Origin of the sequence: uncultured Psychroserpens sp. (genome assembly GCF_947500255.1) — a bacterium.
Taxonomy (GTDB): domain Bacteria; phylum Bacteroidota; class Bacteroidia; order Flavobacteriales; family Flavobacteriaceae; genus Psychroserpens.
The window spans coordinates 457,570-474,968 of the sequence record NZ_CANMRL010000002.1 but is presented as its reverse complement, the minus strand read 5'-3'; the positions used below and the strand labels follow the sequence as shown (position 1 = coordinate 474,968).

Below are 17,399 nucleotides of genomic sequence, written 5' to 3'. Positions count from 1 at the left end.
TCAAAAAATGAGTAAAATAGCCATCATTGCGCCAGCCAAGGATTTATATTCGGAGACATTTATTAAAGCTCAAAAAGATAAATTGGATGGCGATGTATTTTTTTATTTTGGAGGTAAATTACCAAAACACTTTGAATATAAAGGAGAAGTTACTTCTATTAATTCTACCGTTTTTGACCGTATTTCTAATAAAATAAGTGCTTCCAATTTCAGTTTACAAGAAAAAAAGATTATAAGTTCACTAAAACAAAATCAAGTGGAACTAGTACTCGCACAGTATGGGCCTACGGCAACTAAAGTTGCTAGGTTATGTGAGTATTTGAAAATTCCTTTGATTACACATTTTCACGGTTATGATGCTAGTATGAAAAGCGTTATTGCCTCAAATGATTTTTATAAGACCGTTTTTCAAGTATCGCATTATGTTATTGCTGTGTCAAATGATATGAAGCAAAACCTCATTGAAATGGGATGCCCAGAACACAAAGTTATTTATAACCCTTGTGCTCCAGATAAGAGTTTTTACAATATAGATCCATTGTTTACCAAACAACAGTTTTTAGCAGTTGGACGATTTACAGATAAAAAAGCGCCTTATTATTCTATTTTGGCATTTAAATCGGTTGTAACTCAATATCCAAAAGCGACCTTGCTTTTAGCAGGTAGCGGACCATTATTAGAAACTTGTAAAAATTTGGTAAAAGCTTTTAGCTTAGAAAATAATGTTAGGTTTTTAGGTGTGATTTCACCAGAAGAATTTAAGACTTTACTAGCAGAGTCATTAGCTTTTGTCCAGCATTCTATAACAGCTGAAAATGGAGATCAAGAAGGAACTCCAGTATCAGTGTTAGAGGCAAGTATTGCAGGCTTACCTGTAGTGTCTACAAGACATGCTGGTATAAAAGATGTTATTATCCACAATGAAACAGGTTTGTTATGTGAAGAACACGATATTCAAACTATGACTACTCATATGATAGAATTGATTGTAAATAAGTCTTTTGCTAGAGAACTTGGGCGTTCAGGAAAGCAAAGAATCCATCAAAATTTTAGTATGGAAAAACATATTTCAGTGTTAAATAACAGCATTGATAAAGCCATTAGATCCTAATGATTAAGAAAAACAGGTTGTTTAAATCGTTTCGTTTTGTAATGATTTCTACTATTTTAAAGTTGAAATCTTTCCGAACTAAAAAGGCAATGTTCATATGTAGTTATCCTAGGAGTGGAAGTACTTGGATCATGGAACAAATAAATACCTATCCTAATACCATTGTAAATTGGGAACCGCTCCATGTTAAAAAAGGCGTTGTGCCAGTGTCATTTTTTTTGGGTGAAAAACCTTTAATACCTGTAAACTCTAAAAGTTTTTCTTACAAAAGATTTTTTGATCGTGTTTTTCGATTTAAAACTATTAACCAATGGACTACTTGGTACTGTGGCTTCAAACAAGCTATTACAGCAAAATATGTCATCACGAAATTTGTAAGAGCTAATAATCTATTGCCTTGGTTTGTTAATACGTTCGATTTTGAATATAAGCCTATTTACTTGTTACGACATCCAATACCAACGGCTTTGTCTGTTATTAAATCTTTTTCTAATAATGCTTCGGAATTAATGAATTTCACAATGCCGAAAACACTCAATAACGACAGGTATGATCTACATGTAGATTATATAAACGGTTTACAGACACGTTTAGAACAACACGTCGCCATTTGGTGTATTGATAACATTGAAATTATTAATCACAATGATAATAACCAATGGCTTTCTGTTTATTATGAGAACTTCATTTTAGATCCTAAAACATCTCTAAGCCATATTTTTGAAACTTGGAATTTGAATTATGATACTACCAAATTAGAAAACATAGATTTTAAAAAACCTAGCCGAACGGTGTATGATAAAAATGATTTAAAATCTGATGCCAATTTGCATATTGAATCATTTTTAGAAAAATTCGATCAAGATGAGTTACAACGGATTCAAGATATTTTGGACCATTTTGGTGTTAAAAATTATACAGCTTTTGATGCTTATCCTAAATGTTGATATAAGCTGTAATTTGAAATTGAGGAATGCGGTTTAAACCTGTCTCAATTTATTATATTGCATACATATTTAATACATTAGTATATGACGCCAACCGTCTCCATTATAATTCCCACATATAACAGAGTTCATATTATTGATAAGGCTTTGAATTCTATTATAGATCAAACGTATAGCAATTGGGAATGTATAGTGGTAGATGATGGTTCTACAGATGACTCTCTAAACTTGTTAGAGCAATTTCACAAAAAAGATCAACGTATTAGTTATTACAAAAGAGAAAGAGCACCAAAGGGTGCTCCCACGTGCCGAAATATTGGTCTTGAACATGCACATGGTGATTATGTGATCTTTTTAGATTCTGATGATTATTTAATGCCGTTTTGTTTACAACAGCGTGTAGATCAAATACAAAATCATCAAGATCACGATTTTTTAGTCTTCCCTATGGGTATGAAAGGTTATGGTAAAGTGACCAAAAAAGGTATAGAACCTAGCGACTCATATCTAATCGATTTTTTATCCTTTAAATTGGCGTGGTCAATTATGTGTCCTATTTGGAAACGATCATTTCTTAAAATGCTTAATGGTTATACCGAAGGTTACCCAAGATTTAACGATCCAGAGTTAATGATTAGAGCTCTAATACAAGATGAGGTTAAATTTAAAGTGTGTCATGACCTAGATTATGATACGGTTTATGTGCCTGCAGAAATGGATAAGAAGATATACAAGGACAAAGTCTATAAAAGCTTAAAGTTATTTATTCCAGATATTTGTAAAACTCTGGATGATCACAAAAAATCTGACCATAAAAAACACTTGTTAAATTACCTTTTGCTTTGGTTTAAAAGTTTTTATTTGCCGTTAAAAACGAGTCGGTTAAAAGAATCTTTGGATCTTATAAAATTGTTTAGAAAGCAAGGAGTTTTATCGTTTTCAAAGTCTTTGAAACTCAAATATAATTTACTCGGTTATTCATTTTATAATTATTTTTTTCAACGATTTAGGAATAGGTTAAGGCGAAAAACGTTTTATAACTAAATTTTATACCAATCAAAAAAGTTATACTACTCATACGATTATTAAACTTTTTTCTGTTTGAATCCAAAAAGATAAAACAGGCTAAAGTCGTATTCTTTTTTCCGTATTATCATATTGGAGGTGCCGAAAATGTACACTTACAAATTGTTAAGTCCATAAGAGAGACTAAAAGCTACACGCTATTTACAAAGCAATCAAAAAGGTCCACGCTCTTAAATAAATTTAATCAAGTATCTCGTTGTTCAGATGTTTTTCAATTTGTTCGCCATGATGGATATATCAAGACTTTATTTATTAAAAAACTAAAAAGATTGCTTAATGAGAGTTCGCAATTAATATCGGTTTTTGGTTGTAATACGGAGTTTTATTATCAATTCTTACCTCATGTAAATACAAACATAAAAAGAATAGATCTTACGCATGCGTTTTCGGCACCAGATTACGGGCTAGAGCAATTCAGTATACCTTTTGTTGGTCACTTAGATTACAGAGTCGTTATTAATACTAAAACAAAGAAGGATTTTGAACAGCAATATTTAGAGCATACTATTTCTAAAGAGCGATTAGATCATATCATATGTATTCCTAATGGAATTGACATTGAAACCAATAGTATACATAGGAATGAGACTTCAGACTTAACTGTTGGTTTCTTTGGAAGGTGGTCAAAAGAAAAAAGACCACAATTATTTTTAGAAGTTGCCAAGCACCTTGGTGACCAAAATAGAACTGTTAATTTTAAAATGGCAGGAACGGCTCTCGAACCTCATAAAGCTCATATAGAAAATTCTAATGTGGAGTATTTGGGAGAACTTTCTGAAAAAAGCGCGATTTCAGATTTTTATAAAAGTATTGACATTTTAGTAATTACGTCTTATAGAGAAGGTTTTCCATTGGTAATTATGGAAGCTATGAGTTATGGTGTTATTGTTATGGCAACCAATGTTGGAAGTATTAGCGAACATATAAAAACCAATGAGAATGGGATGTTAATAACTGAAACAGATCCAGACCAAATAGTAAGGACAATAGCAGAAAAAATAGTAGTTTTATCAAACGATTCTGAACTTAAAAAAGAATTACATTCTAATGCCTTAGATTATGCAAAATCAAACTTTGGAATTCGGCAATTTAATAAAGTTTACAGAACGTTGTTAACCAATGAGTAGTAATCAAAACATATTAGTTTCTGTAGTTGTGCCATGTTATAATCAGGCACAATATTTAGATGAAGCCTTGCAGTCTGTTTTAGATCAAATCTATACGAATTGGGAATGTATTATTGTTAATGATGACTCTCCAGATCATACCGAAGCTATCGCTAAGGCTTGGGTTGAAAAAGATCAACGATTTTCATATTTAAAACAAGATAATAAAGGACTTTCAGGCGCTAGAAATTTTGGAATAAGTTACGCGAAAGGTGAATATATTCTGCCTCTGGATGCTGATGATAGAATTGGTGTTGACTACATAGATTTGGCGATTAAGGCCTTTAAAGAAGATGCAGCATTAAAGGTTGTTTACAGTAATGCAGAGAAGTTTGGCCTAGAAAATAAAACATGGAATTTAAGACCTTTTTCTCTTTTTAATTTAGCAAAAAGCAATGTGATATTTTGTTCTGCAGTGTTTAAAAAGGAGGATTGGGAACGTGTAGGTGGTTATGACGAACATATGAGAGGAGGTCTGGAAGACTGGGAGTTTTGGATACATATTTTAAAGTTTGGAGGCGAAGTCTTTAAGATCGATAAGGTATGTTTTTTCTATAGAATTAAAGAAAACTCAATGATCAAAGATATTGCTGTCGATGATAAAATGGAACTCTATAGATATGTGAGTGTTAAACATGCCGATTTTTTCGTGAACCAGCTTGGATCATTTAAAGAATTTATGTCTCAAGGTTTGAAAGAAAATGATGAACTTAAAGTACTTGTAAATAGTAAAAAAAATGCATTACGCGTTTTACTGAAACCAGTTACGCGCTTTTTTAAATTTTAAATTGAAAGACAAAGAACCATACATAAGCATTATTTTACCTGTCTATAATGGTGAAAACACATTAAAGGCAACACTTGATAGCTTGCTCAATCAAACCTTTACTAATTTTGAAGTACTAATCGGTATTGATGGTACAAAGGACGGTTCCAAAACTATTGCAGAAAGCTTTGGTGACAAACGAATTAAAATTTTTGAAAATCCCAAGAATCTTGGACTAGGACCAAATCTAAATGCTATTATCAAGTATGCTCATCCAAGTTCAAAATATTTTGCGATGGCTGAGCAGGACGACTATTATGTGCCAGAACGTTTGCAGTGGCAAATTGATGTATTGGACGAAAAAGAAGACGTTGGATTAGTTTCTGGTATTGTTGAGTACAAAAGTAAGGATGGGAGCTTTTTCTTTCCTGGAATACTCATCGATAAAAAGCAATTTCCTAAAGGGGAAGAGCTATTTTTACTGTTATATAAGTATCAACTCAAAGTCGTCAATACTTGTATGATGTGGCGTAAATCTACTCATGAGAAACACAATTTAAAATTTACCGATAAGTATCCTAATATGAACATTGATTGGGATTTTATCATGAGGTTTTCACTGGTTTCTAATATTTATGGTATTCATGAGGTTTTAGTTGTGATGAGTAGAGATGCTAATAATGATTCTGTAACAAGAAATAAAAGCCTTCAGCATGAAACTACTAGGCGACTGTTGATGGATTTTAGAGACGAATTTCCAAATATTGTTAAGGATAGCGATTATAAAAGGGCTTTAAAAGTACATCGTAAAGTTGAACTTGGTCACCATACTAAACTTAATATCTTTTTCTATGGAATATATTATTTTATCTTATATCAAGATTTTTACTTTATAAAGTATATTTTCATGAGAATTAAACGCTTTATGAAGTTTTAAATAGTAATGAAGACATTTGTAAATAAACTTATATTATTCTTACTGATTGCGGTGGTAACTATCGTTGGTACTGTAGTGCTTATTAATAATTTAGTTAATAAAAATGCGAATTTTAAAATTGATACAGTCAGTAGTTCAATTGTATTAGGCCATTCACATGCAGAGTGTGCGTATAATGATAATTACATAAAAAACACATCAAATTATGCGCAATCTGGAGAGTCTTATCTCTATACATTTATAAAAGCAAGACAATTAATTGAAGATAATCCAGCTATAGAACATATTTATGTTGAGTTTACAAACGATCAAATAAAGTTAAATAAGAACGATTGGATTTGGGGTGATAACTATTTGTCTGATAAATACCCTAAATACACACCTTTTATGACGATGAAAGAACAACGTTTATTATTAACTCATAATTTTCGTGGATATATAAATGTGGTTGCTGTAGCAACCAATAAAAATCTACTCAAATTAATCAATGACAAAAATGATCATACCAAGATCATTGGAGGATATAAAGCTCTTAATCACCAATTAGATTTAGACAAAATTACTGAGAGCGAAGTAGAATCAGCAAACATAATTTCAAAGGATTCTATTTCAGTTCATAATGTTTTATATTTAAAGAAGCTAATCGATTATTGTAAAGAAAAAGGAAAAAAGATCACTTTGATTAGGAGTCCGCTTCATCGCAAGAACAATGATCGCAAAAATGAAGACACCTTTCAACGCATACGATTAGAGTATTTTAATGATATAGAATTTTTAGATTTTATTGACTTTCCTTTAGAAGATGCAGATTTTGCAGATTTAGAGCATTTAAATAGTCAAGGTGCTATAAAATTCTCAACATATGTTGATAATCAGTTCAATCCATAATTTAAAATTTTTGAAGACAGTAGATGATAGACCATAAGCATAAAATCATTTTTATTCATATTCCAAAATGCGCAGGAACTAGCGTCTATAAATTTTTTAATCCAGATGTAAAATTTGATTTCAGAACACCAAATTATGATATCCATTATGGTTGGTGTCCTGATAGAAAAATTCATATGCAGCACGCTACGTCGAAACAGCTGGTTGAATTAGATTTGATCTCTCCAGAGCAATGGAACACGTATTTTAAGTTTACCTTTATTAGAAATCCGTGGGATCGCGTGTATTCAGATTATTTATGGATAAGAAAAACAGCGAAGATCAATGATACATTTATAAACTACCTTAATAAATCTGGGAATTTTTCAAGTATTTTAAATGATGATACCAACTTTGATTACAGAGGTGATCATTTAAGACCACAAACAGATTTTTTTGATGATGACCAGTATAAAATGGATTTCATTGGTAATTTTGAAACGTTTTCTGCAGACATGGAAAAAATACTTAAGCTTATAAAAGCAGATGAGGTATTTGATTTTCATGAGAATATAAAAACAAAAGATAAGTTGCATTATTCCTACTTTTTTAGCGCAAAACGAAAGCAATTATTTGAACATTTATATCAGCAAGATATTCTTAAACTTGACTACATATTTCAGAATAAAAAGAAAGAGGATGGAAAAGCATGGGTGCCGTTTACTTATTACGATATCATCAATACTAATAAACTTCTAAAGAAATAGATGAAAGTCTCTGTAATCTTACCCAACTACAACCATGCAGATTATTTAGAAGAGAGGCTAGATAGTATTGTCAATCAAACGTATCAGAACTTTGAGCTTATTATTCTAGACGATGCCTCAACAGATAACAGTCTGGAGGTGTTAAATCGCTATGCATCACATGAAAAAGTATCTCATTTTATTATCAATGAAAACAATTCAGGATCTCCATTTCTACAATGGAAAAAAGGGCTAAATCTAGCTACAGGTGATTATATATGGATTGCTGAAAGTGATGATTCTTGTGAGTTAGATTTTATAGAAACACATGTGAAGCATCTTCAAAAGTTTGATGTTTCAGTTGCAAAAACATTAATCATATCAGAAGAAGGTAAAACGAATAAAGCTTTAGAGCATCCAATTGTAGTTAATGAATCACAGCTTACAATTACAGCAAAGCACTTTGTAAATTGTCCAATTTCGAATGTAAGTACAGCTATGTTTAAAACTATAGATAAGGCAAAACTCGAAGCATCTACATTTTCAGAGTATAACTTGATTGGTGATTTAGTGTTCTATTTTGAATTCTTTAATACGCTTAATATCACCGAAAATATCGATACTACAAGTTATTTCAGGCAGTTTGGTTTGTCAAATCTAACAACTAAGAGTATGAGGTATTTTCATAAGTACTTGGTTGAGCATATTCGATTTATAAAATACGTGAATACAATTGAAAAAGGAACGATTAAACACTTAGTAAAACCTTATATCAAAAGGCGGTTTTATAAAATTATGCATCGTAAAACGTTTAATGAAAAATTATCACCTCGCTTTTTTATTATTTTTCTGAAATACAAATATGAAATGCTCATTAATTAGTATCATTGTAAATGTCTAAAATTTATATCATCTCTAAAGATTGGGCCAGATCTGGAAAGTACTCTGGGTATCAAAAAATCATTAACTTTTTGAGTGTTGATTTTAGTTTAGTACTACATAATAACTTGCCTTATAGAATTAGACGATACTTTGTAAAGAAGACCAATTTGGTTAATTATAAAGGAGAAAATATAACGAAAGAGTTTAAAATACTCTTGAAGGCATTTACGACAAGAAGAGTCCATATTATCTATGGCGAAATGGATTATTATTACCTTAAATTGTTGAAGAAATTTCCGTTTGGTTCTAAAAAAAACATACTCTCAGCAACATTTCATCATCCACCATATGAGCTTGAAAACAGGTTGCAATACAATCGAAAAGAAGTGCTTGGAGCCTTGGATAAAATTATTGTCATGGGATCTAATCAAATTCCGTTTTTGAAACAATATACCAATGCCGAAATAAAGTTCATTCCACATGGTATTGATACTAGTTATTTTAGACCGCCGGCTATAGAAGGTGAGCGAAAAAACCAGATTTTTATCTTTGGTATATCGCATCGTGATCATGATAGAAATTTAAAAATAATCAATCGGGTCAATGAGGTTTTAGATGTAAGGTTTATTATTGTGATGTTTGAAGAGCATGCCAAATTATACGAACATATCGAAAACGCTGAAATCATTACGCGTAATATTAACGATGTAGAGCTGCTCGATTTTTATCAAACATCTAAGGCGGTGTTAATGTCGTTTAAAGAGTGCACAGCCTCTAATGTAATCTTAGAAGCTTTAGCTACAGGTTGCCCTTTAGTAATGAACAATGTTGGAGCAGTGAAAGAATATATAACTGAAGAGAGTGGGATACAGCTTTTTGAGACGAATGACATAGAAGCTTCAGTAGATTATATCTCGCGATTATTTACTGATGATGATTTTTTAAATGACGTTTCAAAAAAACATATCAAATTGGCACAATCCTACACTTGGGAAAAAGTATCTAAAATGACTGAAGATTTCTTATTTTAAACCATTAAAGGTTATGATGAATCTCATTTAAACTATGGATGATAAACTCACAACACAAGAATATTGGGAAGCATATTACAAGCGTAATAATGTATCGAAGCAACAAATTATAAATGTTTGCTCTCAGTACGACACTTATTGGGATTTGCTTTTTGGCGATAGACCTGAAGGTAAAGACTTAATAGAGATTGGAGGCTTTCCTGGGCGCTATCTAGCCTATTTAGCATCAAAATACAATGTGAAACCTACGTGCTTAGACTATAATTCTGATGCAAAACAAATAGAGGCTAGTTTTAATGTGTTGGATGTTAATGATTATGATATTCTTCAAAAAGATTTTACAACATATGAGACACCAAAAACTTATGACTATGTAATTTCCAATGGTTTTATTGAGCATTTTGAAGATTTCAACAGCATACTTGATAATCATGTAAGCTATCTAAATGAACATGGGAAGATGCTTATCATGATTCCTAATATGAAAGGATACATTAAGCTCTATAAACGACTTGTAGATCCTAAGAATTTAGCGATTCATAATTTAAAATGTATGTCCTTAGATGTTTTTAGAGATTTTGCTGCTAGACACAATCTAAAAATTAAAGAGCTCACTTATTTTGGGGGATTTCCACATGCAGTACATCAAGAATTAAATATCGTACAAAAGGTCATCTATAAATTACATCGCTTGTTCTTTAAAAAAATAGCAAATAAATGGGTGAATAAATACCCATCAAAACAGTTCTCTTCGACTATATTGGCTATTTTTGAAAAAAAATAAAACTCTATGTGTGGCTTTCTAGCAGAATTTACTTTTGGAACAACATCGGTATCTGAAGCTGCACATTTTCAAAACCTGTTAAGTCTATCTAAACATAGAGGTCCTGATGCAACTCAAACCGAAAAAGGCTCTAATTATCAATTAGGGTTTAACAGACTCTCTATATTGGATTTGTCTCCTAACGGAAATCAGCCTAAGCAGAGTCCGTCAAAGCGCTATCATGTTGTCTTTAATGGAGAACTATACAACTACAAAGATTTAGAAATTAGATATGAACTTTCCAACTTAAGATCTACATCAGATTCTGAAGTATTAGTACATCTATTAGATAAAATAGGTGTAGAACAAACCATAACAGAACTTAATGGTATGTTTGCTATTACTGTAAAAGATCTGCAAACAGGAAATATTTATTTAATAAGAGATTTTGCTGGAATTAAACCTCTATTCTACGGTGTGTCTAGTAAAGGTATTGTTGCTGCATCCCAATTTGATCAAGTATTTAAGCATATGTGGTTTAAAGACCACTTACAATTGCGTTCAGAATTGGTTAAGGAGTATTTTGGATTTGGTTATATGCAATCACCTAATACGATCTATGATACTATTTTTCAAGTTAATCCAGGAACTTTTATTCAGATCAATTCAGATCAATCAATAGAAGAAAAGCAATACAGTGTGTTTAATGATGTAAAGCCAACTTCAAGACAGTCTGATACTATTGTCAACGATTTAAAGACTAAAATTAATAAAGCGGTAAAACGACAATTAATGAGTGATGTGCCTTTGGCCACTTTTTTAAGTGGAGGTATTGATAGTCCGTTAATTACAGCTATCGCCAAACAAGAGCATCCAAATATTGAAGCCTTTACAGTTTCAGTAGAAGATAAGCAACTTGATGAAAGTGACGATGCAATGGCCTATGCTGAACATATAAACGTTAATCATAAGGTTGAGCATGTTAAAACCGAAGAGTTAGTCAACTTAATTGATGAACACTTTAGCAAATTTCCTGAGCCTTTTGGTGATTATTCCAGTATTCCAACGTATTTAATTTCAAAAAAAGCCAGAGAAACAAATACAGTTATGTTATCTGGTGATGGAGGAGATGAATTGTTTTTTGGTTACCCAAGAATGTTAGATGTCATGCATAAAGCACATTGGTTTAAAATACCATTTGCACTACGTAGGCCTCTAATACGTTTAACCAATCGATTGAAGATTACTAATTCTTGGGCACCATATCATTTCAAAACTATAGACGAATGGGTTAAAGAAAAGCATACTTACATTTTTAAAGATAAACTGAATGGGTTTTTTAAAGACCAAAAATTGTCTAAAGAGATGCATAAACTGTACACTGTTTCTAATCATTCAAACACATTGAGTTGGTTACGATATAACGAGTTTTATGCACATATGCAGCGCGTATTGATAAAAGTAGATAGAATGAGTATGGCAAATAGTTTAGAGGTTAGAGTTCCTTTTTTAGATAAAGAGGTTATAGATACAGCCTTACATTATCTTCCTGAAAATTTTGAGAATGAAGAGGATTTAAAACGGCCATTAAAATTGGTAATGGAAACTCATTATCCAAAATCACTTATAAATAAACAAAAGAAGGGGTTCTCTGTGCCAATTAATTCATGGCTACGACATGAGTTAAAGAAAGATGTTGAAAAAGTGATCTTAGAAACGCCTTTTTATGGAGCAGAAATTATTAATTTACAGGCAGTAAAAAAATATATTGAAGATTTCTACAATAATAAACATGAGTCTGCTTGGGGAGTTTGGCATATCTATGCTTGGCAGAAATGGGCAATTAGTCAACAATTAGTATGAGAATAGCTGTTTTTTCGGGAGTCATTCCCAGTACAACTTTTATTGAGCATTTAATTGAAGGTATTGCCAATTCTCATGACGTGTTATTATTTGGAACACTTCAAAAATCTAAAAAATACCATTCCAATCGTATAAAAACCTATTCTAATCCCAAGAGTAAATTTAAAAGTCTTGTGATATCATGTTATCGGTTTTTGATACTAATGTTTCGTTATCCAAAACGTCTTAGTGTTCTATTTTCTGAAGTAAAAAAACAAAAAGGGACTTATAACAAACGTAGAACTTTGGTGAGAGTTTTACCAGTTATACTTCACAAACCTGATATTTTTCATATACAATGGGCTAAAGATTTAGAGCATTGGGTATTTCTAAAAGAAACATTAAATGTTAAACTAGTACTTAGTTTACGTGGCGCTCATATCAATTATTCACCAATTGCAAATGAGGCACTAGCAAAGAGCTATCAGATTAATTTTCCCAAAGTGGATGCATTTCACGCTGTTTCTGAGGCAATTTCACTAGAGGCACAACGCTATAAAGCCGAAGCGACTAAAATTAAAGTCGTGCATTCGCCTATTCCTGCATCTACATTTGAGCATTTTTCAGCATATAAAATGCCAGAGTCAGCTGTTTTTAACATATGTGTTGTAGGGCGATTTCATTGGAAAAAAGGTTATAAATATGCGTTAGATGCCTGTAAAATTTTAAAAGACAAAGGTTTTGATTTTCATTTGACATTTATCGCTTCAAACCCAGTATCTGAGGCTGTTCTTTTTCAAATCCATCAGTTAGAATTAACAAACCACGTGACCATTTTAAAAGGATTACCACAGGCCGATTTATTTAGGCTTATGAAGACCTTTAATGTTCAATTGTTATCTAGTTTAGAAGAAGGTATTGCTAATGTTGTTTTAGAGGCTATGGCTATTGGGTTACCTGTGATTGCAACAAATTGTGGCGGAATGGCTGAGGTAGTAAAAACAAATACCAATGGTTGGCTTATCCCAGTTCGAGATGCTGATGCTATTGCAAATTCAATTATTAAAGTCTCACAATCTTCTGAGGACCTACTAAAAGAAATTACTCAAAATGCGCACGATTTTGTAAAGCATCATTTTCAAGCGTTAGATAGTATCCGAAAATTTGAAGAATTGTATCAATCTGTTTTAAAATAATTTATATTGTTGCAACCTAACTAATGGAGTTAAAAACAACCATCATACCAAAATCACAAACCTTTGCTAAGGTTGATCAACCTCGTGAATTAAATCTTGAGGCTATTTGTGTTTTTGCGGCTATAGGTTTTTTTTTAGATGAGGATACATATTGGAAAAATGAAGTTGTATTAGGTCCAGCCTCTGTACATTCTATAAATGACAAAGGGAACCGTATTAATTCTAAACCATGGTTTGAATGGCATTATTCACCTCGCGATATACCTTTTGAACAAGCAGAGCAAGAGTTTGCTGCATTACTAGAGTCGATTATTCTAGAGCAAACGAAAGGTGAACACGTTATTTTACCACTTTCAGGAGGTTTAGATAGTAGAACACAGGCTGTAGCTCTCAAGCAAGTTGGAGCAGATGTGATGTCTTACAGTTATAAATTTCAGAATGGCTACAACGAAACAGCAATAGCTAAAAAGATAGCTAAGGCATCTCAATTCAAGTATCGCGACTTTGACATATCAAGAGGTTATTTGTGGAATTCAATAGATCAACTTTTTGAACTCAATCAAGGGTATTCAGATTTTACAACACCGCGTCAGATGGGTGTTTTTAATGCATATGCCGATATGGGAACTGTATTTTCTTTAGGGCATTGGGGCGATGTGTTATTTGATGCCATGAATTTACCACAGTTGTCTAATGATGAAGAAATTGATGTGATATCTAAGAAATTAATTAAACGTGGCGGATTAGAATTTGCAGAAACACTATGGAACTTGTGGGCATTAGAAGGCGATTTCAAAACGTATTTTAAAACAAGAATAGAAGCGCTTTTAAATGCGATTAATATTGATGATACTAATGCTAAGTTGCGGGCATTTAAATCTTTGTATTGGGCACCAAGATGGACATCTATCAATTTAAGTGTTTTTGAGGCACATCATCCTATTACATTACCTTATTTTGATGATAGGATGTGTCAATTTATTTGTACAGTGCCTGAAGCATTTTTAAAAGATAGACAGTTGCAAATTGCCTATATTAAGAATAAATCGCCAGAATTAGCTAAGATTGAATGGCAAGACCAAAGACCATTTAACCTGTACAATTACCATAAGAATAAAATACCTTATAATTTACCCTATAAATTGCTCAATAAATCTAAACGAGTGCTGCAAAGTATCTTTGGAAATGATTATGTTCAACGTAATTGGGAATTACAATTTTTAGGAGATGCTAATAAAGAGATGCTATCGAGTTATTTGTTAAATAATACGTTCAATCAATGGGTGTCTAAATCGGTTAGTGAAGCATATTTAAATGATTTTTACAACGGAAACTCGTTAGAAAATGCACATCCATTAAATATATTATTAGTGCTTTCAAAGTTTAAACAGACCTATTAAAATGAATAAAAAAGTCAAATTATTACTTACAATACCAAATTTTGATACAGCGGGAAGCGGTAAATCGGTATATGATATTGTAAACCGAATAGACCGTTCAATATTTGAACCTCATGTATGTTGTTTTCATGACAGAGGGGAACTATTTGAAGCACTGAAAGCATTAGATGTCAAAATTCATCTGTTTAATTTTACTGAAAATTATAGACCATTCTTCACATTTCCGTTTCGAGTTTTTAAAATTGTGAAGTTTTTTAAGACCCATAAATTTGATTTGATCTATTCATGGCATTGGAGTTCAGATTTTTCTGAGCCTCTAGCAGCAAAACTTGCTAAAATACCTTATATCTATTCTAAAAAAGCAATGGGTTGGGGAAATAAAGCATGGACTTGGCGTTCTAAATTAAGCACCAAAGTTGTAGTCGTCAACGAAGAGATGAAATCTGCTTTTTTTACTGGTATGGAAGACAAAGTTGTTCAAATTCCTCTAGCAGTAGATATTAATCGTTTTACACCTTTAAAAAAGACATACACTGTGCCTACAGGACAACAGTTTAAAGAAGACGATTTTATCATTGTTTCTGTTGCTAACTTAGTTCCTGTTAAAGGGATTGAAATTTTGTTGGATGCAGTTAACCAACTCAATGATTCGTCGATTAAAGTTTTAATAGTTGGTGATGCCAATAACGATTATGGAGCCCAATTAATTTCAGATTATAAGGATTATGATCATATATTTTTCGTTGGAAAACACCTCGATGTTAGACCCTTTTTGGCTGTGGCCAATTTATTTGTGATTCCAACAAAAGATGAAGGACGACGTGAGGGCTTGCCAATTGCGCCTATGGAAGCCATGGCGAGTGGTAGGATTGTTTTGGGGTCTGATATTACTGGTGTAAGAGAAGTACTAAAAGCATTCCCAAATTGTCAGTTTGAACCAAGTAATGTCGATGATCTATCACATAAAATTAAAACCTTTAGGGACATGTCTCAAAATGACAGAGATCAACTGGCCAAAGATATGCGCAGTTATGTAGAGCAAAACTTATCGGTAAAGATTTTTATGGATATGCATGAAGACTTATTTAAAGCTATTTTAAAAATTGATTAAATGTTATTTAATTCTATAGATTTTGCTGTATTTCTACCGATAGTATTTGTACTCTATTGGTTTGTTACTCAAAAAAATCTAAAGTATCAAAATATATTGATTGTTGTTGCCAGTTATGTGTTTTATGGATGGTGGGATTATCGATTTTTAGCCTTAATTGTTTTTAGCACTTTAGTTGATTTTTCCATAGGAAAACTATTAAAAACCGAAACCCAACCTTCCAAAAGAAAGTGGCTCCTCTGGATCAGTATTGCTGTCAATATTGGGTTTTTGGGATTCTTTAAATATTACAACTTCTTTATAGATAATTTTACAAGTGTTTTTACTTTTTTCGGACAAGAAATTAAGTCTAATACACTTGATATTATTTTGCCTGTTGGTATTAGTTTCTATACATTTCAAACATTGAGTTATACAATCGATGTTTATAAGAAGAAATTAGAACCAACCAATGATATTGTCGCTTTTGCAGCTTTTGTGAGCTTTTTTCCACAGTTGGTTGCAGGTCCTATCGAACGTGCTACAAATTTATTACCACAGTTCTTTAAACAACGACAGTTTGAGTATAACACAGCTGTTGATGGATTGCGACAAATCCTTTGGGGATTAACGAAAAAAGTGGTCATTGCAGATAATTGTGCAACCTACGCTAATATGATCTTTGATAATCATGCTAGCTACTCTGGAAGTACACTATTTGTTGGAGCCGTATTTTTCGCCTTTCAAATCTATGGCGATTTTTCTGGATATTCAGATATTGCTATTGGTACCTCAAGGTTATTTGGGTTCAATTTGAAACAAAACTTCGCATTCCCTTATTTTTCAAGGGATATTGCAGAGTTCTGGAGACGTTGGCACATTTCACTATCGACATGGTTTAGAGATTATCTCTATATTCCTTTAGGAGGATCAAGAGGTTCAAAAGTATTGCAAATACGTAATGTATTTGTGATTTTTGTTATTAGTGGTTTTTGGCATGGTGCGAATTGGACTTTTATAGTATGGGGACTTTTAAATGCCTTATATTTTCTTCCTGTTTTTTTACTCAAAAAAAATAGAATACATACAGATATTGTAGCACAAAACCGATTATTACCAAGCTTTAAAGAGTTTGTTTTAATGCTTGTGACTTTTATTCTAACTGTTCTGGCTTGGGTGTTTTTTAGAGCCAAAAATATAACGGAAGCATTTGATTATTTGAATTTGATGGCTAATAAATCACTCTTTACTCTTCCTGAAATTAGACCTTTATATCTAATGATTTTTATTAGTTTTTTCTTGGTTATTGAATGGTCAGGACGACGACAACTCTATGCAATAGAGCGATTATGGTTGAGTTACCCTCGAGTATTGAGATGGATCATATATTTGATAATGGTAGTTCTCATTTTCTTATATGGTGGTAAAGAACAAGAGTTTATCTATTTTCAGTTTTAATGAATCTATATTTCTAATTAAAACAATTTTTTATAAGCTTATGGGTGTGTATATTTGATGTATTGTGGTGTGTTATTAATACCATTAACTTATAATTCATTTAGTATTTGA

General features: G+C 32.0%; 16 protein-coding genes. All 16 read left to right on the top strand.

Annotation, left to right across the window (positions count from 1 at the left end):
• Nucleotides 1-7: 7 nt before the first annotated feature.
• The 16 genes from Q0783_RS09005 (at nt 8) to Q0783_RS08930 (ending at nt 17,288) form a co-directional block, all read left to right on the top strand.
• On the top strand, nt 8-1,111 hold the full coding sequence (locus Q0783_RS09005) for a glycosyltransferase (RefSeq protein WP_298894556.1): 1,104 nt from the start codon (nt 8-10) through the stop codon (nt 1,109-1,111).
• Complete coding sequence (locus Q0783_RS09000; protein ID WP_366915436.1) at nt 1,111-2,058, top strand: sulfotransferase domain-containing protein; 948 nt, start codon at nt 1,111-1,113, stop codon at nt 2,056-2,058. The genes Q0783_RS09005 and Q0783_RS09000 overlap by 1 nt, the downstream gene beginning before the upstream one ends.
• An 84-nt stretch (nt 2,059-2,142) precedes the next feature.
• Nucleotides 2,143-3,102, top strand: coding sequence for a glycosyltransferase family 2 protein (locus Q0783_RS08995; RefSeq protein WP_298894555.1), 960 nt, complete (start codon nt 2,143-2,145; stop codon nt 3,100-3,102).
• Between the two features lie 311 nt (nt 3,103-3,413).
• Nucleotides 3,414-4,271: a glycosyltransferase family 4 protein gene (locus tag Q0783_RS08990; protein ID WP_298894554.1), complete on the top strand. Its 858-nt coding sequence runs from the start codon at nt 3,414-3,416 to the stop codon at nt 4,269-4,271.
• Nucleotides 4,264-5,097, top strand: coding sequence for a glycosyltransferase family A protein (locus Q0783_RS08985; RefSeq protein ID WP_298894553.1), 834 nt, complete (start codon nt 4,264-4,266; stop codon nt 5,095-5,097). Before Q0783_RS08990 ends, Q0783_RS08985 begins: the two co-directional genes overlap by 8 nt.
• Nucleotide 5,098: 1 nt before the next feature.
• Nucleotides 5,099-6,013, top strand: a complete 915-nt coding sequence (locus Q0783_RS08980; protein ID WP_298894552.1) for a glycosyltransferase family 2 protein — start codon at nt 5,099-5,101, stop codon at nt 6,011-6,013.
• 6 nt (nt 6,014-6,019) lie between these two features.
• Nucleotides 6,020-6,901, top strand: coding sequence for a hypothetical protein (locus tag Q0783_RS08975; protein ID WP_298894551.1), 882 nt, complete (start codon nt 6,020-6,022; stop codon nt 6,899-6,901).
• A gap of 23 nt (nt 6,902-6,924) precedes the next feature.
• Nucleotides 6,925-7,647 (top strand): sulfotransferase family 2 domain-containing protein, encoded by a 723-nt coding sequence (locus tag Q0783_RS08970; RefSeq protein ID WP_298894550.1) that lies wholly within the window; start codon nt 6,925-6,927, stop codon nt 7,645-7,647.
• Nucleotides 7,648-8,508: a glycosyltransferase family 2 protein gene (locus Q0783_RS08965; protein WP_298894549.1), complete on the top strand. Its 861-nt coding sequence runs from the start codon at nt 7,648-7,650 to the stop codon at nt 8,506-8,508.
• Nucleotides 8,509-8,519: 11 nt separating this feature from the next.
• Nucleotides 8,520-9,539, top strand: a complete 1,020-nt coding sequence (locus tag Q0783_RS08960) for a glycosyltransferase family 4 protein (protein WP_298894548.1) — start codon at nt 8,520-8,522, stop codon at nt 9,537-9,539.
• Between the two features lie 34 nt (nt 9,540-9,573).
• A complete protein-coding gene (locus Q0783_RS08955) occupies nt 9,574-10,323 on the top strand; it encodes a methyltransferase domain-containing protein (RefSeq protein ID WP_298894547.1) in 750 nt (249 codons plus the stop codon).
• Nucleotides 10,324-10,329: 6 nt separating this feature from the next.
• The gene (gene asnB, locus Q0783_RS08950) at nt 10,330-12,165 is read left to right on the top strand and encodes an asparagine synthase (glutamine-hydrolyzing) (RefSeq protein WP_298894546.1); all 1,836 of its coding nucleotides are present in this window, start codon (nt 10,330-10,332) and stop codon (nt 12,163-12,165) included.
• Nucleotides 12,162-13,340: a glycosyltransferase family 4 protein gene (locus tag Q0783_RS08945; RefSeq protein WP_298894545.1), complete on the top strand. Its 1,179-nt coding sequence runs from the start codon at nt 12,162-12,164 to the stop codon at nt 13,338-13,340. The genes asnB and Q0783_RS08945 overlap by 4 nt, the downstream gene beginning before the upstream one ends.
• 23 nt (nt 13,341-13,363) lie before the next feature.
• Nucleotides 13,364-14,740, top strand: a complete 1,377-nt coding sequence (locus Q0783_RS08940) for an asparagine synthase-related protein (RefSeq protein ID WP_298894544.1) — start codon at nt 13,364-13,366, stop codon at nt 14,738-14,740.
• 1 nt (nt 14,741) lies between these two features.
• Nucleotides 14,742-15,851 (top strand): glycosyltransferase, encoded by a 1,110-nt coding sequence (locus Q0783_RS08935; protein WP_298894543.1) that lies wholly within the window; start codon nt 14,742-14,744, stop codon nt 15,849-15,851.
• Nucleotides 15,852-17,288, top strand: coding sequence for an MBOAT family O-acyltransferase (locus Q0783_RS08930; protein ID WP_298894542.1), 1,437 nt, complete (start codon nt 15,852-15,854; stop codon nt 17,286-17,288).
• The last annotated feature ends 111 nt before the right edge of the window (nt 17,289-17,399 follow it).